The sequence below is a fragment of the Salmonella sp. SAL00670 genome, assembly GCF_046552235.1.
GTDB lineage: Bacteria > Pseudomonadota > Gammaproteobacteria > Enterobacterales > Enterobacteriaceae > Salmonella > Salmonella enterica.
This window is the reverse complement of the sequence record NZ_JBGDUO010000004.1, coordinates 476,228-496,345: the sequence shown is the minus strand read 5'-3', so window position 1 is coordinate 496,345 and position 20,118 is coordinate 476,228. Positions and strand designations below refer to the sequence as shown.

Genomic DNA, 20,118 nt, shown 5'->3' with positions numbered 1-20,118 from the left:
TCTTAAGATCTGGTCAACGTAGCGTCATCAGGCAGATTTCTGAATTATGAAATCTTATTCGACCTCACGAACATCCACACGCAGCTCTTTCGGCACTTCGAAAACAATATTTTCTTCGCGCCCCTCAAGCGTGACGGCTTCGCCGCCGCCAAACTCGCGCAGACGCGCAATAACATTCTGCACCAGAATATCCGGCGCGGAAGCGCCAGCAGTGACGCCGACGCAGGCGGCTTCTTTCACCCACGCCTCCTGGATATCCGCCGCATCGTCGATAAGAAACGCGGTTCTTCCCATCCGTTGGGCCAGTTCCGCCAATCGGTTAGAGTTAGAAGAGTTTTTCGAGCCAACCACCAGCACCACGTCAGCCTGCTCCGCCAGCGCCCGCACCGCTTCCTGACGATTAGTAGTGGCATAGCAAATATCGTCTTTGCGCGGGCCGACGATTTTCGGAAAGCGTTTACGCAGCGCATCAATCACATCGGACGTATCGTCCACGGAAAGCGTGGTTTGCGTCATGAAGGAGAGCTTGCCTTCATTTTTGACATTCAGCGTCCAGACGTCCTCTGGCGACTCCACCAGGTACATCCCCCCTTCCGGGTTGCTGTACTGACCCATGGTGCCTTCCACTTCCGGGTGCCCGGCGTGGCCGATGAGAATAGATTCTTCACCGCGACGGCTGGCGCGCGCCACTTCCATATGGACTTTCGTCACCAGCGGGCAGGTGGCGTCAAAAACGGTAAGATCGCGGCTTTTCGCCTCGTTACGCACCGCCTGGGAAACCCCATGAGCGGAGAAGATCAGAATGGCGCCATCCGGCACTTCGCTAATTTGCTCTATAAAGATCGCCCCGCGCTTGCGCAGGCTGTCCACTACATAGCGGTTATGCACGACTTCGTGCCGAACGTAAATTGGCGCGCCGTAAATAGCGAGCGCATTTTCAACAATGCTGATAGCGCGGTCTACCCCGGCGCAAAAACCGCGTGGGTTGGCCAACAGGATCTGCATGTTTATGCCTCCAGCGCCGGATCGATTTCCAGCACTTCAATATCAAAGTGAACGGTATGCCCGGCCAGCGGATGGTTAAAATCAACGGTAATCGAGTCGCCGTTGATTTCGCGAATCACGCCAGGCATTTCGCTGCCATCCATTGCGGTAAAAAGCATAATCGCCCCGACTTCCGGTTCGCCCGCCGCCATAAACTCACGGCGCGAGAAATACTGGATCAAGTCCGGACTGGGGACGCCAAACGCGGCGTCAGGCTCCAGCGAAAACGCTTTCTTTTCCCCTTCTTTCAACCCCAGAAGCTGCTGCTCCAGACCTTCGGAAAGCGAGGTATCGCCAAGACGGAACAGGGCTGGCTTGCCGTTATTGCGGGTAGATTCCGCCGTTGAGCCATCATCCAGTTTCAGGGTGAAGTGAACGAGGATCGCGCTGTTGCTCTGTACGGATTTAGACATGCAAATTGCTCACGTGTTTTGCCCGGAGGCACAAAGGACGATAAAACCGTAGGCCGGATAAGGCGTTTTCACCGCCATCCGGCACCACGTTTGCCTGATGGCGCTGCGCTTATCAGACCTACAAAACCGGATAAGCGCCACCCGGTATTTACGCTTATGCCTGTTCTTTCGCTGTCGGCTTCGGCAAAAAGCCTTCCAGTACTATCAGCGCCGCGCCGATACAGATCGCGCTATCGGCAAGGTTGAACGTCGCGAAATGCCAGTTGCCGACGTAAAAATCGATCATATCGACAACAAAGCCGTGCCACAGGCGGTCGAACAGGTTACCCAGCGCGCCGCCGATGATTAACGCATAAGCGATGTTATTCAGCTTCTGCGTCGCTTTCGAGCGATACATCATCACCAAAAGAATTACGCAGATCCCTATCGCAATCCCGGCAAAGAACCAGCGCTGCCAGCCGCCGCTATCCGCCAGGAAGCTAAAAGCCGCGCCGTAGTTACGCGCATAATGCAGATTAAGCGACGGGAACAGCCCTACCGTATCCCCCAGAGCGAAATTCTGGAGGATCAGGTATTTGCTGCCCAAATCGATAATCAGCACGACTACTACCAGCCATAGCCAGCGTAGTCCTGTTGAACAGAGTGGTTTACTCATCAGGCAAATTTACGTTGTTCGCCATTACCGGCGATGTTGCTGACACAGCGTCCGCAGATATCTGCATGTTCCGCCACCTTGCCGACATCAGTAGTGTAGTGCCAGCAGCGCGGACACTTATCACCCTCGGCACGCGTTACCACTGCCTGAACTGTCGTATTACCAGCATTGTACTGAATATTTTCATCATCAATACCCCCCGCTTGCTCAGAAATCACGAACTGGGAAGTAATGAAGATAAATCTGACCTCTTCACCCAACAGTTTCAGCTTCTTGATCGTACCGTTAGCATCGTCAGCATATTTCAGCGTCACTTTTGCTTCCAGGTTCGATTTGATGCCATTGGCTTTCTGATTTTCCAGCTCTTTGTTGACCTGGTCCTTGATATAGCGGACATCGTCCCAGAATGCGTCATTAAATTCTTCATTCTCTTCCAGGCCAAACAACCCGTCGTACCATTCGCCGGTGAAGACATATTTTTCACGCTCGCCCGGCAGGTAGCCCCAGATTTCATCAGCCGTGAAGGACATGATCGGCGCCATCCAGCGAACCAGCGCCTCTGCGATATGATACAGCGCAGTCTGGCAGCTACGACGCGCGACGCTATCGGCCTTCGCGGTGTACTGGCGGTCTTTAATGATGTCGAGGTAGAACGACCCCATTTCAACGGAGCAGAAGCGCATCAGGCGCTGTACCACTTCATGGAAGTCGTAAGCTTCGTATGCCTTCAGAATCTCTTGCTGCGCCGTTTTCGCGCAGCCCACCGCCCACCTGTCCAGCACCACCATCTCTTCCGGTTTGACCATATCGGTGGCCGGATTGAAGCCATTGAGGTTCGCCAGCAGGAAGCGCGCGGTATTACGGATACGACGATAGCTGTCGGCAGCGCGTTTCAGGATTTCGTCAGAGACCGCCATTTCGCCGGTATAGTCAGTAGACGCCACCCACAGACGCAGGATATCCGCGCCCAGTTTATTCATCACATCCTGCGGCGACACGGTGTTACCGATGGATTTGGACATCTTGCGCCCCTGACCATCGACGGTGAAGCCGTGAGTCAGTACCTGGCGGTATGGCGCTTTGCCTTTCATCGCCACGCTAATCATCAGGGAGGACATAAACCAGCCGCGATGCTGGTCAGAGCCTTCCAGATACATATCGGCCGCATGACCGGCGAATTCCGGACGTGCATCAACCACGGAGTAACTGGTGGAACCGGAATCAAACCAAACGTCCAACGTATCCGGAACTTTCTCGTATTGATCGGCATCTTCGCCGAGGATCTCTTTCGGGTCGAGATCCCACCACGCCTGGATACCGTCAACTTCGACGCGTTTCGCCACCTCTTCCATCGCCGCCAGAGTACGCTCAATCGGCAGCAGCTCCTGCGTTTCTTTATGCACGAACAGCGACATCGGTACGCCCCAGGTACGCTGACGTGAGATACACCAGTCAGGACGGTTAGCGACCATTGATTCAATACGCGCCTGACCCCAGTCCGGGATCCACTGAACGCCTTTGATCTCTTTCAGGGACTGTTGACGAAGCCCTTCTTTATCCATGCTGACGAACCACTGCGGGGTCGCGCGGAAAATGATCGGCGTTTTGTGACGCCAACAGCACGGATAGCTGTGCTGCATTTTTTCGACATGCAGTAGCGCGCCTTTTTCTTTCAGCAGTTCAATAACGATATCGTTCGCCTTGAAGACGTTAACACCGTCAAGCGTTGGATATGTGCCTGGCAGGTAAGTGCCGTCCGGGCCAACCGGGTTAGCGGTTTCCAGACCGTATTTCTGACCAATCACATAGTCATCCGGGCCGTGGCCAGGGGCGGTATGTACCGCGCCGGTACCGGCGTCCAGGGTGACGTGATCGCCGAGGATCGCCGGCACGTCAAAGCCCATAAACGGATGGGTAAAGCGCAGCAGTTCCAGCTCCGCGCCTTTAACGGTGCCGAGAATGGTGTATTCAGCCGCGCCAATACGCTGCATGACGCTTTCAACCAGATCTTTCGCCAGAATCACCGCCTGGCCGTCAATCTGCACCAGCGCATAATCAAAGTCCGGCGCCAGGGAGATGGCGCGGTTAGCCGGTAGTGTCCACGGCGTGGTGGTCCAGATAACCAGCGACACAGGGCCGCTCACGCCCGGCAGACCGAACTTCGCTTTCACCGCATCCTGATCGACGGCGCGGAACGCCACGTCGATAGACGGTGACGTTTTGTCGTAATATTCAACTTCCGCTTCCGCCAGCGCGGAACGGCAGTCAACGCACCAGTGCACCGGCTTAGCGCCTTTGTGCAGATGACCGTTTTTGATAATTCTGCCCAGCGCGCGGATGATGTTGGCTTCGGTTTTGAAGTCCATGGTCAGGTACGGATGCGACCAGTCGCCCAACACGCCCAGACGAATGAAGTCTTTACGCTGGCCGTCAACCTGCGTAGCGGCATATTCGCGGCACTTGGCGCGGAATTCAGCGGCAGTGAATTTCTCGCCCGGCTTACCGAACTCCTGCTCGACTTTCAACTCGATAGGCAGACCGTGACAGTCCCAGCCCGGCACGTAAGGCGAGTCAAATCCCGACAGTCCTTTGGACTTCACGATAATGTCTTTCAGAATCTTGTTAACTGAGTGACCAATATGAATGCTGCCATTCGCATATGGAGGGCCATCATGCAGAATGAAGGTTTTTTTGCCTTTTTTGGCCGCACGAATGATGCCGTACAGATCATCATCGGTCCAACGCGCCAGCATTCCCGGTTCACGCTTGGCGAGGTCGCCGCGCATCGGGAACCCTGTTTCCGGCAAATTCAGGGTCGATTTATAGTCACTCATCAGATTCTCGGTTCCGTATTTCGGTTTGATAAACACCGTCAGGGTTACACCTGCCCGGCTAGCCCAAAAAACTTGCGGGCCGTTAACTCATCGCGTGCGATTTGCGCTTTTAGCTCATCAAGCGACGCAAATCGCTGCTCATTACGTATCTTTTTACGCAGTATTACATCTATATGGCGACCGTAGAGGTCCATTACAACGTCCAGCAGATGCACTTCCAGTTGTTGACGCACGCCAGCCACCGTTGGACGAGTGCCAATGTTCGCTACGCCGGGTAACGGCTTATCGCCAAGCCCGGTGACTTCCACCGCATAGACCCCTTTGACCGGGGAGACCTGACGGCGCAGCGGTAAGTTCGCCGTCGGGAAGCCAATGGTACGTCCCAGCTCGTCGCCATGAACGACACGCCCGGAAATAGTAAAGGGATGTCCCAGCAGACTTTCGGCAAGCGCCAGGTTATCTTCCGCCAGCGCCTGTCTCACTGCGGTACTACTGATACGCACGCCGCCTTCACAAAAGGTTTGGGTGCTGGAAACCGCAAAACCATACTCCGCCCCCGCCTTCTGTAATAACAAGAAATCGCCCGCGCGGCTAGCACCAAAGCGGAAATCATCGCCGACGGCAAGAAATTGCACGCCAAGTCGCTCCACCAGCAGTTCGCTGATAAACGTTTGCGCCGTCAAAGCGGCAAAGCGGCGATCGAATTTCACGCACAGCACATAGTCCACGCCGCACTGCGCAAGGTAATGCAGTTTTTCACGCAGGCGCGTCAGGCGAGCGGGCGCTTTATCCGTCGCGAACAGCTCCAGCGGCTGCGGTTCGAAAATCATGACCACCACCGGCAGACCGCGTCTGCGTCCTTCTTCCTGCAAACCCTGCAGTAGAGCGCGATGCCCCCGATGTACGCCGTCGAAATTACCAATGGTCAGCACACACCCATGAGGGGCCTGACTGAGATTATGTATGCCGCGTATCAGCTTCATGTCTGACTCAAAACAGTGAAAATCGCAAGAGTATACCTTGTACAGCGGTTAAGGTTAACCGGCGATTGCCCTGATGAAACATAAAGAAGATGCTTTTCATCGCCATGCGGCAAACTCCGCCCCAAAACCCGCCGCTTAATGCAATTTTTCTCATGGAAAGGCTGTATTCACAGCACGCAAGCTGGTAGAATCCTGCGCCATCACTACGCAACGAGTGCTGCAATTTAAACGGCGCTTATTTGCACAAATCCATTGACAAAAGAAGGCTAAAAGGGCATATTCCTCGGCCTTTGAATTGTCCATATAGAACACATTTGGGAGTTGGACCTTGGCTAATATCAAATCAGCTAAGAAGCGCGCCGTTCAGTCTGAAAAGGCTCGTAAGCACAACGCAAGCCGTCGCTCTATGATGCGTACTTTCATCAAGAAAGTATACGCAGCTATCGAAGCTGGCGACAAAGCTGCTGCACTGAAAGCATTTAACGAAATGCAACCGATCGTGGACCGTCAGGCTGCTAAAGGTCTGATCCACAAAAACAAAGCTGCACGTCATAAAGCTAACCTGACTGCACAGATCAACAAACTGGCTTAATCTCCTGCTTGTTATCAGCTTTGTAGAAAAACCCGCGTAAAGCGGGTTTTTTTATGCCTGCTATCTGCCGTTTTGCTCGACAACCGCTGGCTCTGACCTCACTCGTTCACGCTCTTCCTGACCAGCCTATTTTTTCAGCTACCCCTCCCTTAGTCACGTAATACTTGAAAGTTATTTTCTTTCACTGTTTTCCTTTTCTTATTTCATTACTGAAAAAACTGTGACCACCTTAGCAAATAAAAACATCGCTCATTCAAAAACTAATAAACGCAATCCTGATGTAAGATTTAATAATTGATTGATGCCGTCGGGTTAACTACTTTTCATGTACACCTTACTTACTCATTTTAATCTGAGGTTAAATTCAGAAACGACATAAAAATAATATTCAAAACTTGCTTAGAAAGTAGAGGTTGTTTTTCTGGGCGTATCGTACCAATATCGGAGTTATCATTATGAGTTCTGTCATTGAGGATACCCAGCCTTCCGGGTCAGCATCATTGTCTTTACTACAGCGTATTAGCTACGGCTCTTTGGATGTGGCGGGTAATCTGCTGTACTGCTTCGGTTCAACGTACATTTTATATTTCTACACAGACGTTGCGGGCATTAGCCTTGCCGTAGCAGGCGTTATCCTGCTGCTGGCGCGTATTATCGATGGCATAGACGCCCCCATATGGGGGATCATCATCGATAAAACACGTTCACGCTACGGTAAATGTCGTCCCTGGTTTTTATGGTTACCGCTGCCTTTTGCGGTATTCAGCGCGCTGTCATTTTGGTCTCCTGATATCAGTATGACAGGAAAAGCCATCTATGCAGCAATATCTTATATGATTGCCAGCATTCTATTTACCGGACTTAATACACCACTCAGTGCAATATTACCCCTGATGACCTTATCTCCCAAGGAAAGACTGGTTTTAAATTCCTGGCGAATGACCGGTGGACAAATTGGGGTTTTATTAATGAACGCGACCGCCTTGCCGTTAGTCGCTTTTTTAGGTAACGGCGATGATCACGCTGGTTTTATTTATACGGCAATTACGTTTGCCATTATATCCTGTGCGCTAACGCTCTTTGCGTTTAAAAACATTCGTGAAATGGATACGGATAAAATACAGCATGAACCTAAGTTGCCGATGAAAAAAAGTTTCGCGGCGATGAAAGGTAACTGGCCGTGGATCCTGATGGTGCTGGCTAATCTGATCTTCTGGATTGCCCTACAGCAGCGCAACACGACCATTGTCTATTATCTGACCTACAACCTCGACCGTAAAGATCTGGTACCGCTGATTAACAGCCTGGCGACGATTCAGATCCTGTTTATCATCGCTATCCCCTTCTTTAGCAAATACCTGGCTAAAACCTGGATATGGGTAGGCGGTCTGCTGGTCGCCACGTTTGGCGGCGTCATGATGTGGCTGGCAGCGGACAACATTACTTTCCTCATCGCCGCCTGGATACTCGGCAATATCGGCAGCGGTATCGCCTGCTCAATGCCGTTTGCCATGCTGGGCTTCGCCGTCGATTTCGGCGCCTGGAAGACCGGTATTAAGGCTACCGGCATTCTTATCGCCTTCGGCAGTACCTTCTGCATCAAGATGGGTAGTGGCCTCGGCACCGCTTTCGCCGCCTGGATCATGAACAGTTTTGGCTATGTCCCCAACCATGCCCAGAGTGCTGCGGGTCTGGAGGGCATTATCTGGGCCTTTATCTGGGCACCCGCCCTACTCTTCGCGCTCGCAGCGATCCCACTACTTTTCTTTCGCAAATACGAAGCGATGGAAGAGAAGATTCGCCACGATCTGGAAACCGTCAACTCATAACGTTCTTTACCTTCACCCTCGAATATGGGAGGCACCACCATGCCATTTATGCAACAAGACCCGCGTCGTCTGGTCTGGCAGCAAAACGATCGCTATTTATGGATTGAACCCTGGGGCGAGAACAGCCTGCGCGTACGCAGCGGCCGTCATCTGCCGGTAATGAGAAATGAAGACTGGGCATTGACTGAGCCAGTCGCAGAAAGCCAGTGCCACATTGATTATGAGCACCACCAGGCAACGCTGACCAACGGCAAAATTATCGCTATCGTCAATCAAAAAGGACAGGTTACCTTTTACCGCCATCCACACAAACCCCTGTTGCAGGAGTTCTGGCGCCTGCGGGGCGAAATTGGCGAGGATGAATCATCTCACGGCCAGTACGTCAGCGCACTCAACCTTGAGGGACGCGAGTTCCGCCCTATTCAGGGTGGGAAATATTCACTGAAAGCCCGCTTCGAAGCCACCGAAGGGGAAAAAATTTATGGCATGGGGCAGTATCAACAGGCCAACCTGGATCTCAAAGGATGCGTGCTTGAGCTGGCGCAACGTAACTCCCAGGCCTCAGTACCGTTTATGCTCTCCAGTCTGGGCTACGGATTTTTATGGAACAACCCGGCAGTCGGACGCGTAACCTTTGCCCAAAACGTTACCGAATGGGAAGCGCAGGTCAGCGAACAGCTGGACTACTGGATCACGGCTGGCGATAGCCCGGCAGAAATTAGCCGGGCTTACGCGCTGGCTACCGGCACGCCGCCGATGATGCCGGACTACGCCATGGGCTTCTGGCAGTGCAAACTCCGTTATCGTACGCAGGAAGAGCTGCTGGAGGTCGCCCGCGAATATAAGCGCCGCAATCTGCCTATCTCAGTGATCGTTATCGACTTCTTTCACTGGCCGAATCAGGGTGACTGGATGTTCGATGCGCGCGACTGGCCCGATCCTGATGCCATGATTGCCGAGCTGAAATCGCTGGGAATTGAGCTGATGGTCTCCGTCTGGCCGACGGTGGATAACCGTACCGAAAGCTATCGGGAGATGCGCGAAAACGGCTGGCTGGTACAAACGGAACGTGGCTTGCCGATCAATATGGATTTCCTCGGCAATACCACTTACTTTGATGCGACTCATCCGGGCGCGCGCGACTACGTCTGGGGCAAAGCCAAACGCAACTATTACGATAAAGGCGTGAAGTTATTCTGGTTAGATGAAGCCGAACCTGAGTTCAGCGTTTACGACTACGACAACTATCGCTACCATGCCGGGCCGGTACTGGAAGTGGGCAATATCTACCCACGCATGTACGCCAAAACCTTTTTTGATGGCATGAAAGCCGATGGCGAAGACCAGGTTATCAACCTGCTACGCTGCGCCTGGGCCGGCAGTCAGAAGTACGGCGCTCTGGTCTGGTCAGGGGATATTCACTCCTCGTTTAGATCGCTGCGCAACCAGTTTGCCGCCGGACTCAATATGGGAATAGCAGGGATACCGTGGTGGACGACGGATATCGGCGGTTTCCATGGCGGTAATATTCACGACCCGAAATTCCATGAATTGCTAATTCGCTGGTTCCAGTGGGGCGTCTTTAGTCCGGTGATGCGTCTGCACGGCAACCGCGATCCGCAGATTTTACCCGCGCAACCGTACCGGGATGGCATTGCTCAATGCCCTACAGGTGCGCCGAACGAGGTCTGGAGCTACGGTGAGGAAGTATGCGATGTACTGACAGGTTGCCTGGCGTTGCGAGAAAAACTCAAGCCCTATATCAAAGCGCTGATGGAGGAAACCCATAAGCACAATACGCCAGTGATGCGCCCCCTGTTCTTTGAATTCCCCGAACAGGAAACAAGTTGGACAATCACCGACCAGTATTGTTTTGGTCCTGACCTGCTGATCGCCCCCGTCATGCATGAAGGTATGCGCGAACGTGATGTCTGGCTACCAGAAGGGGAAACATGGACGGATCTTGCGACTGGTGAAAGCTATTCAGGAGGGCAGACGCTGCATTACGCTACGCCACTGAACAGAATTCCGGTGTTTATCCGCGAAGGTGGGCAGTACCGTAGCCTGCTGAACTTGTAGAATGATTCCGGCTGCGGGTTAATACCGCAGCCGGAAGTATTACGGTAGGTACGTCTACTGTAGTTTAAACAATGCCGAGTAGTCCGCATTGCAAATACGCTGCACCGCCGGATGCTGGATCATTCTCTCGGCAAAAATCGCATGATATTCTTCCATGACATTCTCCACGCGCCCAATCTCTATTACCGACTCATCGGCATAAAAATCCAGCGAATAAAGGCTCGGTGCCACAAAAATCGCATCGTGCGTCGCGCCAAACGCCTTCATTAAGGCCGCATCATCAAATTCACCGAGGATCTCAACCTGCAACCCCTGTGAATTAAACCAGTTCAACAACTTACGCCCCAGCATTGAGCGCCGTCCCGGCACCAGCAACCGTCGCTCTTCCAGGCAGGCAGGGAACGCTTTTTCAGGAAGCGGATTCGTACACCAGAAACTGACGCTGCATTCGCCGATTTTGACTGAGAATAGCCCCTCCTGCTGCGTGGAATCTATCGGGCAGTCGGAGATAATCATATCCAGCTTGTGCTGGCTGAGCTGTTCGAGCAACATTTCGTGCGTGGACTCGAAGCAACGCAGATGTATGGGTTCGTCTACCACCACCGCCGCATCCAGAACGCTGCTGACCAGACGCTTGGATAAAGCATCGGCGACGCCGACATCAAACAACAGGTTTGATTCTTTGCGGTAATTGACGATATCCAGCATCTCCTGGCTTAGCGTAAACATTTTATCCGCATAGCGAAAAACCAGCTCGCCCAGTTCGCTGGGCTCAAGACCGCGTCCCTTACGTTTAAATAGCTTCCCCTGTAAACGCTCTTCCAGGGCTTTAATTTGACCAGTAATGGTTTGCGGCGTCAGAAAAAGCGCCTCTGCGGCACCCACGACAGAACCTTCTTTATAGACATGCCAGAAGTAATAAAGATGGTTGTAGTTAATATGAGACATGCTCATTCCTCTCCCTGTTCAATGTCGCAAGGGAGCGATACATCGCTCCCCCTTTCCTTCGTACTGGTTATGCCGGCGCGTTCAAACGCGCGCGCAACCAGCTATACCCCACCACTGCGGAGAGCAATGAACCAATCAAAATGCCCAATTTCGCCCAGTTAATAAGTTCCGGATCGACATTGCCAAATGCCAGGCTGGCGATAAAGATGGACATCGTAAAGCCAATGCCACACAAAATGCCGACCGCCATGATTTGCTGATAAGTGGTCCCCTGCGGCAGATGCGCCAGCTTGAAACGCAGCGCCAGCCAGCAAAACAGGCTAATCCCCAGCGGCTTACCAATCAGCAGACCGGCAATAATTCCCAACGGCAGCATGGAGGTCAGACCGTCAATCGTGACGCCCTGAAGAGAAACGCCGGCATTCGCAAAAGCGAAGAGCGGCAGGATCAGGTACGCGACCCACGGGTGCAGAACATGCTCCAGACGCTTGGCCGGCGAGCGACCGTGTTTTTCTTTCAGCGGAATAAAGAAGCCGACAATGACGCCTGCCAGCGTCGCGTGAACGCCGGACTTCAGTACCGCCGTCCACAGCACTGCCCCGACCAGAATATATACCCCAGTCCGTCTGACGCCGCACAGGTTCAGCAGCGCCAGCACGGCAATCGCGAACGCCGCCACGCCCAGCGAGACGATAGAAAGATCGCTGGTATAAAACAGTGCGATAATAACGATGGCGCCGAGATCATCGATGATCGCCAGCGCCATCAGGAAAATTTTCAGCGCCAGCGGAACCCGGCTGCCCAACAGCGCCAACACGCCCAGCGCAAAGGCGATATCCGTCGCGGCAGGAATAGCCCAGCCCTCGCGAGTGACCGGATCGGAGTAGTTAAAGGCCAGATAGAGCAATGCCGGTACAATCATCCCGCCGATGGCGGCAATCACCGGAAAAGCGGCCTGGCGCAGACTGGCTAACGAGCCTTGCATCAGTTCGCGCTTAACTTCCAGGCCAATCAACAGGAAAAACACGGCCATCAGCGCATCGTTGATCCACAACAGCATGTTTTTGTTGATTTCAAGCGCCCCAACCCGTAGCTGAACCGGCGTCTCCAGAAAATCATGATACCATCCACTGGTCGCGCCCATATTGGCCATCAGCATAGCCAGCGCAGCGGCGATGATGAGAATGATGCCCCCAGAGGCATCGCTGCTAAAAAATCGGTGCAGATGTTTCACTTTTTATTCTCTCAATCAGGTGAATTCTTCGGATCTACTATCTTACCTCGCCTGACTCATCGTTAAAATTAGATTATATATGATGAATAGCTCGTTTTTTACGAAATGAAGTCCGACTTACGCCGGACTTTTTTAGTGCAGTCAGTCATTGATGATAGACCGCTACGCGTACAGATCCATTTTATACACCCGGAAACTGGTAATATCGTAGCGATAGCCTTCCCCGTTCGTTTCCGCGTTTTTGTAGTAACCTGACGTCATGGTCGCTTCAAAAAGCACGGTTTTCTCCGTAGGCGCAATCTCCTGTAAAATTAGCAGCCCCATAGCCTCACTGCCCGCCTGCGGATCGATAATATCGCTCTCGCCAGGCTGGCAAGAGATGGCGCGGCCATTTTCATCAAACGTGCAGTCGGCAAAATGCACCACAATATTGCCATTCTGCTGGATCGCTTTCGCGCTAACGCAGCTACTGTAGCCACGCGCGCCCAGCTCCTTGCCGTATTCAAATGGCCGCATAACGGTCATCTCATTCATATTCACCACGAAATGGACAATGCGGCTGTAGTTATCCGGCGGTAACAGGCTTTTGCTGTCATCACGCGAACGGTAGTTACCGTTATCAAATACCATAAACTCCACTATACCCGGCGTATTATTGGCGATTTCAACGACGTTATGCTGGCCCCACGTCCAAAAGTCACGGTCGGCCGCGTCAATATCCTCCTGTTTGCTAAAGTCATAAAGCGCCACACCTTCACTGTCGACCGGGGTTAAAAGATAAGGCTGATAAGCGTCGTCCCAGTCTTCATGCGTTGACAAAATAAAGCGTAGCGCTTGCGTTTGCAGATCGACGCCAAACACCGCGCTCTGATGACGCCCGGACGCAATTAACAACTGATTCGTCTCATTCACGTAGCTCTGGTTTATATGCAGCCAGTCTTTAACCGTCGGGTCTTCTCCCGGCGCCGTACCTGAAGGACGGGAAACCCGCGTCGTATCCAGCACCTTCGCCATATCGTAGTAAGCCGTCTCCAGTCCGGTAGTCAGATCGACAACCGATACGCCGTCTTCATTGGTTTTCAAATCGTCGGGCCGACCCGAGGTATATTCAGAGGGCGCAACAATGGTATTGCTGTCCCACGGCCAGATAGAATGGTGAAATTGATTATCGAGATTATAGAATGTGTGAAGACGCCCCATCATGTCGAACTCATACATATCCAGATAGGTATTTTTCGCTTCTGAAGTAGTGAGGAAATGGCCATTATCAATTCGAACAAAATTATAAGACGGGTAATCCTGAGTAACGTACCAGCGCACCAGACCATTCTGATCTAATGCGTAATTATAGCGATCGAAATGCGTAATAAAATAAAACCCTGGCGCCATCTTGTCCGCATCGGTAGCAGGTTGCGTCACGTTGATAATCGGAAAACCTAATACGACCTCCGCGGAATCTACCGGCGGTAATGGCTGTGTGATGAGCGTATAGACGGCAAGCGGCGTATCTGCCTGAGAAAAGACAATACGGTTTTCAGTATCCGCTACCAGCCCCAGAACCGGTAACAGATTTGCGCCTGGCGTAAGGGTGTAAAGATGTTCTATCGGCATCGCCGTTTTTGCCGCATCCTGGACCGTGACCATGATCTCAGCCGGTTCCAGACTCCAGACGCCGGCATAGGCGCTTAAAGGCGCCGTGCCGTAAGGGTCTAACAACATGAGCGCATTTTCTACCGTATTCTCTTGCGTGACCTGCGCAAGGCAATTTTCATAAATAGCGGTATGGTTAAGCACCATTTCATTATTGATATCGATACCCTGATTAATCGCCGGACGCGGCGCAGGAAGGACAACAGACGTTGTAGTTAACGTATTCATGATAAATCTCCAGTGTATTAATCTCATCGCCCCTCATGGGGACCACGAAAATTAATACTCTGGATTTTTAAGCCGTCCGAATAAAATACCGCAACAACACCTCATCACACTTTTTATTTTAGCAATTCAGTTACGTGAAGCGTTATATTCAAATTTTAGGTAATCCAGTACGGCAACAACATTGCCAGGAGACATCCGGTTAAGATGCGGCAGGAAGGGATGGTTGTGAACATAGCGAATAAACGCCGTCGCGCTATTTAACGTCGCATGGCGTAACAAACTCACCTTTTTATTTCCTGTGAGATTGCATACCGCCATCGCATAATCCCGTGTGGAAAATGTACGCCAGACGTTGTTGCGAATTCCGCCGCTCAAAAACAACCGCGGAGGGAGATCGCGTTTGGGCGGCGTAACGCCTCTTTCACGCACAAACGAAATATGGCAGCGCCCCTGACGAAGATAGCTAAAATTCGCCATCATACAGCCGCCCAGAATGAAGCATTCGTGATCGAGATAATGTTGGACATTCAGGGAACGCTCATCCGTCAACGCCTGAACCAACTCAAAATGTCGATAAGCAGGTAATACGGGTTTTACTAACATCCCCGGATCGTTTTTATATAAAACGGCGGGGCCGTAATCCACATCAAATAATACATTGCGGCGCATGGTCAGCGCCTCTTTTCGCTGCACCAGATGCGCCAGCGTGCCGGACGGAAGTCGTTCTTCGTAATCAGAATGATATTGATAATCCGCTTCCACCGGTTGGGCGGAGTAATTCGTTGAGATCGCGACGACCTTACCGCTCTCCTCTTCCGCCGTCACCAGCACGTATAAGCTGCTGTCGCCGCCGTTAAATTTCACACGAAACGCCCGCGTGCTCATAGCGATATCAAACGCGGGAAACACAAAATCGCGTTCCGCTTGATTAGCGCGACGGGACAGTTTTTGTAATTCGCGGCTAAAACCCGTGCTGTCTATCGCCAGCGCCGCGCGTATTTCAACTAGCGACGCTCCTTCGCCAATCAACGTGGCAAGGTTCTCTTGTCTGGCGTCGCTCCTGATAGCGGTATAGGAGATGAACGTTTTATTACACTGGCGGCAATACATACGCCGTTCACCTTTAGTGGAAAATCCATATTTTTTCAGCGACGTCCCGCCACAATGCGGACAGGACTTCACCAGACCTTTCCAGGGTTGATTCGCCGCCTGGCGAAAAAGATTAAGCGATCTGGCTGAGATAATAGGGAACAAAAAACCGCACGCTCGACAGAGAACATTTTTCCCTTGCGGTAGATAGTCTGGGCTCCCCAGAATCCCCAGATTTTTGCAGCCTGGCGTTTTGCAAGCATCGACATTAATGTGAGAAAACATATTCACTCCCTGCGAATACTACCTTCAAACAAATATTGACTTTATTTCTGCAGGTGAGATGCCTTTTTCATACAGGGTTCGCATGGCACTCATCGCCGTCGCGGTATGCGAGAAAAAAGCCTGATAACCTGCACACAGATAGTTATGATTGGTTGCGCCTGACGCAGAGGGTAAAAAACGATGTTTCGGACAGCCGCCATAGCAGGCGAACTTCCATTGACAGCGATGACACTCCTGCGCCATTGAACGCTGTTTATCGCTGCCGAACTGGCGATTTTGTTCGCCCTGATTCATTTGACGCAGCGTCTTCTGGTGGATATTCCCCAGTTTAAATTGCGGATATACGAAGTGATCGCAGTTATAAACATCGCCGTTCATTTCCATCGCAAACGCGCTGCCGCAGGTGGGAGCAAAAACGCAAACCTGCGGCGGCAGGCCGCACCAGGCCGCCAGCGTCTGTTCAAATAGCTGGATGCCGATATCGCCGATATCCTCACGGATCCAGATATCAAATACCGCATTCAGAAACTGACCAAATTGCAGGCTATCGACCGACCACGGCGTCATCGCGATATGTTTATCCTGCGGCTGCGCCAGCCCATTTTCCCCACAGCGTTCAACTAAAGGGATAAATTGCATATAGCGGCTACCAATGCTTTTCAGGTAGCGATAGACCTGAACAGGATGATGCATATTGGTACGGTTAACCACCGTGAGGGTATTAAATTCTACGTCGTGCTGCGCCAGACAACGCACCGCATTTTCTACTTTTTCATGCGTCGGCTTTCCGGAGCGCGTCACTCGCCATTCATCGTGTAACGCGGCATCGCCATCAATAGAGACGCCAACCAGAAAATCATGCTCCCGGAAGAAGGTCGCCCAGTCATCGTTGATCAGGATGCCGTTGGTCTGGAAGGTATTGACGATGGTTTTGCCGCCACAATAGCGCTGCTGAAACTCAACGGCTTTACGATAAAACGGGATGCCCATTAATGTGGGTTCCCCGCCCTGCCACGCAAAAATGACCTCATCAATATCTTGTGCGGCAATCTGCTGCCTGATGAAGAGTTCGAGGGTCTCTTCCGACATTTTGTAATGGTTTTTTCGATCCGGATAGAGCTTTTCTTTCTCCAGATAAAAACAGTACTTACAGTCAAGGTTACACACCGATCCGGTCGGTTTAACCATGACCTGACAACTTTTCCCAAACATCATTACCTTCCCTGAAATAAAAGAACCTGATCCGGCACAGAGTGACCGGATCAGGTGGGCATCGCCCTAAGTGGCATACTTAATTTTTTATAATTATTCCATTAGCCCCAAGTGACAGGCGTCGGCTTATCGCCACGGGCTTTCATCAGCGAATCGTTATCAATATCCTTTTTATACTTCAGGAACTTACCGTAAAGCTGTTTCTCAATCTGCGGCTGTTTACCAATTTGATTGAGCGTCTCGAAACGATCGGTTTTCAGGTTATAGAGATATTTAGGTTTATTCTGGCGATCGATGATCATCTTCCAGTCGCCGTCGCGGATCGCCCACTCATCCGTTGGATCGTCCTGGAACGGCATATCGATACCGAAGATCAGCGGTTTCTGGCGTTTTAACGTCTTGTCCTTCAGGAGCGGAACTAAAGACTGACCGTCGTAGGTACGATCGGTCGGAAGTTTAAAGTCCATCATGTTGGCCAGCGTCGGCAACCAGTCAAGACCATATACCGGCGTGTCCGTTACCATCCCCTGTGGAATGTGCTTGCCGTATTTGATGATTGCCGGTACGCGAATGCCACCTTCCCACAGGTTGTCTTTACGCCCGCGCAGACCGTCGGTTTCCCCGGCCAGGTTCAGCTCGTATACCTTACGCGCTTCACGCGTGACAGGGCCGTTGTCGCTGGTAAAGATGACGATAGTGTTATCTTCCTCGCCCATCGCCTTAATTTTATCCAGCACTTTACCGACCTGCTCATCCATATAGCTGATATTGGCGTAATATTCGCCGGTACCGCGCCACGGTTTGTCTGCCCAGTCACCGTAGAACAGATCCGGATGCTGCTTCTGGTAGTCGGTCATGTACTGCGAATACATATCAAGGTATTTTTTCGGCGACGCCAGCGGGCTATGGACTTCGGTAAAGGCGACATATAAGAAGAACGGATTATCGTCTTTTTTATTATCCAGCCAGTTCACCACTTCAGAGCTCACAAACTCGCCGCTCATCTTATCTGCGCGGCCAATATGTTGGCCATTACGAATCCACCCCGTAGGATGCACCACGCCATAGCGCGGGCGCTCCTTGGCGTTATCCAGCGTAGCATCGGTGACAAATCCCGCCGGATTAACCAACGTATAGTCAAAGCCCATGTCTTTCGCCTGCGGCTGATCGGTGCGATCGCCGCCCGCATTCAGGTGTAATTTCCCCATCATCGCCGTATCGTAGCCCTGCTGTTTTAGCAGATTGGCGATAGTCAGTTCATTACGCCCCAGCGCAACATCTTTGCCTTCCGGTATCCAGGAACGGATTCCGGTACGGAACGGCATACGACCGGTTAACAGGCCCGCGCGGGAAGGAGAACACAGAGGCGCTGGCGCATAATAGTCGGTAAACTTCACCCCCTCCTGCGCCAATTTGTCTATGTTAGGTGTTTTAACGATGCGGTGCCCGTAGGTGGCGAGATCGCCATACCCTAAATCATCCGCCAGAATAATGACTAAGTTAGGACGCTTTGCGGTTGCCGCTTGCGCGGTTGATAATACGCATCCAGCGCATAGCGCCAACCCTATCATACTGGCAACGACTGTTCTTTTCATTTCAACTCCTTTGAGTTATCGCACGGTCTGATTACGATATATTTGCCGATAGACCCGGCTGCGGAATACAGCCTAAATTAATTGCACTATATATATTCGATTTGTCTTATATTTCTTCCATTAACATCGTTTTATCGTAGAAAATTATTCACACTCATTATAATATTAATACCATAAATATATTTCGTGCTAAAGAAAACACGCCTGAAGCAGTCTATAAAAAAAGAAATCGCGAACGAGTGATGCAGATCTCAAATATGGCCCATATGTCAGAACCGCTATTGTGATGTCAATATATGTTGCTGTTTGAACGGTAACACCCTCATTTAATGGCAGTAAGTTGTCTTTGCGAGAGATTATTCCCATTCGAAGTTTCATTAATTTCATGCTATCCGGTGTGACTTTTACAACAGAGACATAAACTATAAATCAAATAGTTATCACGTAATAAACAACATTATCTGACACGAATATTTGACGATTATATGTCGCTGATATTTTTGAGACATCTATCACCTACGTATAAAAAGACACTCCTTAGAATTCGCTTCTTTACACAACATTTCACTGTGTTTTTACCTCATGGAGTTGAGCATGAAAAATAAGAAATATATTAATAGTCTACTCGCCGCATGTGTTCTTTTCTCTTGCTTTAATGGCCAGGCAGCGGAGTTGAAACGCGTATACGGTAAACTTAGCTTCGGATATGGCGACTGGAATAAAGGCTTTGTCAATGTCGATCGCGGCGAAGTGTGGAAAGCGGTAGCCGATTTCGGCGCCGTGTTTGACAGGGGCGAATTTGCATCATTTTATGAAATGAACGTGCTCAACCATCCGGTAGAAGGCCGTAACCATGTTACCCAATTTCTGGGACATTATAGGGTGGTAGAAGGCTCTAACTTTACCGCAATGATGAAACTCTATATGTCGATGGAGAATAAATTCGGTGATGAATTAAACATGATGTACGGGGTAGGTTATCTGGGTTTAACCAGCCCATCAGGCTTTATTAAGCCCTATTTCGCTGTTCATAACTTATCGAACGATTATACCTCTAAAAAGTATGGACAGGCGACAGGCTTTAACGGTTATGTTCTCGGTTGGGTCGCGGCTTATAACTTCGATATGTTTAATGAAAAGTTCGTCATTTCAAACTGGAACGAAGTTGAAATGGATCGTAATGATGCCTACGCCGAACAACAGGGTGGGACGACCGGCCTGAACGGCGCGGTAACGTTTACATGGAAATTTATGCCGCGATGGACCGCCTCCGTCTCTTACCGTTACTTCAATAATAAATTGGGGTATGACGGCTACGGCGACCGTATGAATTACCTGATCGGCTTCGAGTTTTAATAATTAATAAACTTGATGAATATTACTTAATTTCCCCGGTTTGTAGTCGTGAATGACACGACTACAGGCATTGTTTTTCTTTAATGTAGCGT

16 protein-coding genes are annotated in these 20,118 nt (G+C 51.1%); 4 read left to right on the top strand and 12 right to left on the bottom strand.

Annotation, left to right across the window (positions count from 1 at the left end; genetic code table 11):
* Positions 1-54: 54 nt before the first annotated feature.
* The 6 genes from ispH to ACLJRS_RS16255 all read right to left on the bottom strand — a co-directional run bounded on the left by ispH (position 55) and on the right by ACLJRS_RS16255 (position 6,152).
* Complete coding sequence (gene ispH, locus ACLJRS_RS16280; protein WP_001166422.1) at positions 55-1,005, bottom strand: 4-hydroxy-3-methylbut-2-enyl diphosphate reductase; 951 nt, start codon at positions 1,003-1,005, stop codon at positions 55-57.
* A gap of 2 nt (positions 1,006-1,007) precedes the next feature.
* Positions 1,008-1,457, bottom strand: coding sequence for an FKBP-type peptidyl-prolyl cis-trans isomerase (gene fkpB / locus ACLJRS_RS16275; protein WP_000047269.1), 450 nt, complete (start codon positions 1,455-1,457; stop codon positions 1,008-1,010).
* A gap of 154 nt (positions 1,458-1,611) precedes the next feature.
* Complete coding sequence (lspA, locus tag ACLJRS_RS16270; protein WP_000042739.1) at positions 1,612-2,112, bottom strand: signal peptidase II; 501 nt, start codon at positions 2,110-2,112, stop codon at positions 1,612-1,614.
* Positions 2,112-4,946 carry an isoleucine--tRNA ligase gene (gene ileS / locus ACLJRS_RS16265; protein ID WP_001670710.1) on the bottom strand — a complete coding sequence of 945 codons (2,835 nt, stop codon included), beginning with the start codon at positions 4,944-4,946 and terminating at the stop codon, positions 2,112-2,114. Before ileS ends, lspA begins: the two co-directional genes overlap by 1 nt.
* 44 nt (positions 4,947-4,990) lie before the next feature.
* On the bottom strand, positions 4,991-5,929 hold the full coding sequence (gene ribF / locus ACLJRS_RS16260; RefSeq protein ID WP_000767311.1) for a bifunctional riboflavin kinase/FAD synthetase: 939 nt from the start codon (positions 5,927-5,929) through the stop codon (positions 4,991-4,993).
* A gap of 7 nt (positions 5,930-5,936) precedes the next feature.
* On the bottom strand, positions 5,937-6,152 hold the full coding sequence (locus tag ACLJRS_RS16255) for a YaaY family protein (protein WP_001575565.1): 216 nt from the start codon (positions 6,150-6,152) through the stop codon (positions 5,937-5,939).
* 105 nt (positions 6,153-6,257) lie between these two features.
* Here ACLJRS_RS16255 and rpsT point away from each other — a divergent pair, with 105 nt between their 5' ends.
* From rpsT to ACLJRS_RS16240, 3 genes are all read left to right on the top strand, one after another.
* Positions 6,258-6,521 (top strand): 30S ribosomal protein S20, encoded by a 264-nt coding sequence (rpsT, locus tag ACLJRS_RS16250; protein WP_001518655.1) that lies wholly within the window; start codon positions 6,258-6,260, stop codon positions 6,519-6,521.
* A 455-nt stretch (positions 6,522-6,976) separates the two neighbouring features.
* Positions 6,977-8,350, top strand: coding sequence for an MFS transporter (locus ACLJRS_RS16245; protein ID WP_000099989.1), 1,374 nt, complete (start codon positions 6,977-6,979; stop codon positions 8,348-8,350).
* 39 nt (positions 8,351-8,389) lie between these two features.
* Entirely contained in the window at positions 8,390-10,429 is a 2,040-nt protein-coding gene (locus ACLJRS_RS16240) for a TIM-barrel domain-containing protein (protein WP_001116441.1), read from the top strand.
* Positions 10,430-10,483: 54 nt separating this feature from the next.
* On the opposite strand, the gene nhaR is transcribed toward ACLJRS_RS16240, so the two are convergent.
* The 6 genes from nhaR to ACLJRS_RS16210 all read right to left on the bottom strand — a co-directional run bounded on the left by nhaR (position 10,484) and on the right by ACLJRS_RS16210 (position 18,670).
* Positions 10,484-11,383: a transcriptional activator NhaR gene (nhaR, locus tag ACLJRS_RS16235; protein WP_000062872.1), complete on the bottom strand. Its 900-nt coding sequence runs from the start codon at positions 11,381-11,383 to the stop codon at positions 10,484-10,486.
* A gap of 61 nt (positions 11,384-11,444) precedes the next feature.
* A complete protein-coding gene (gene nhaA / locus ACLJRS_RS16230) occupies positions 11,445-12,611 on the bottom strand; it encodes a Na+/H+ antiporter NhaA (protein ID WP_000681340.1) in 1,167 nt (388 codons plus the stop codon).
* A 162-nt stretch (positions 12,612-12,773) separates the two neighbouring features.
* Positions 12,774-14,489: an aryl-sulfate sulfotransferase gene (locus tag ACLJRS_RS16225; RefSeq protein WP_001094894.1), complete on the bottom strand. Its 1,716-nt coding sequence runs from the start codon at positions 14,487-14,489 to the stop codon at positions 12,774-12,776.
* A 126-nt stretch (positions 14,490-14,615) separates the two neighbouring features.
* The gene (locus tag ACLJRS_RS16220) at positions 14,616-15,869 is read right to left on the bottom strand and encodes a hypothetical protein (RefSeq protein ID WP_001055831.1); all 1,254 of its coding nucleotides are present in this window, start codon (positions 15,867-15,869) and stop codon (positions 14,616-14,618) included.
* Positions 15,870-15,887: 18 nt separating this feature from the next.
* A complete protein-coding gene (locus ACLJRS_RS16215; protein WP_000971148.1) occupies positions 15,888-17,078 on the bottom strand; it encodes an anaerobic sulfatase maturase in 1,191 nt (396 codons plus the stop codon).
* A gap of 98 nt (positions 17,079-17,176) precedes the next feature.
* On the bottom strand, positions 17,177-18,670 hold the full coding sequence (locus ACLJRS_RS16210) for a sulfatase (protein WP_000831880.1): 1,494 nt from the start codon (positions 18,668-18,670) through the stop codon (positions 17,177-17,179).
* Between the two features lie 594 nt (positions 18,671-19,264).
* On the opposite strand from ACLJRS_RS16210, the gene ACLJRS_RS16205 reads away from it, so the two are divergent.
* Positions 19,265-20,026, top strand: a complete 762-nt coding sequence (locus ACLJRS_RS16205) for an outer membrane protein OmpK (RefSeq protein ID WP_000791534.1) — start codon at positions 19,265-19,267, stop codon at positions 20,024-20,026.
* Positions 20,027-20,118: the final 92 nt, after the last annotated feature.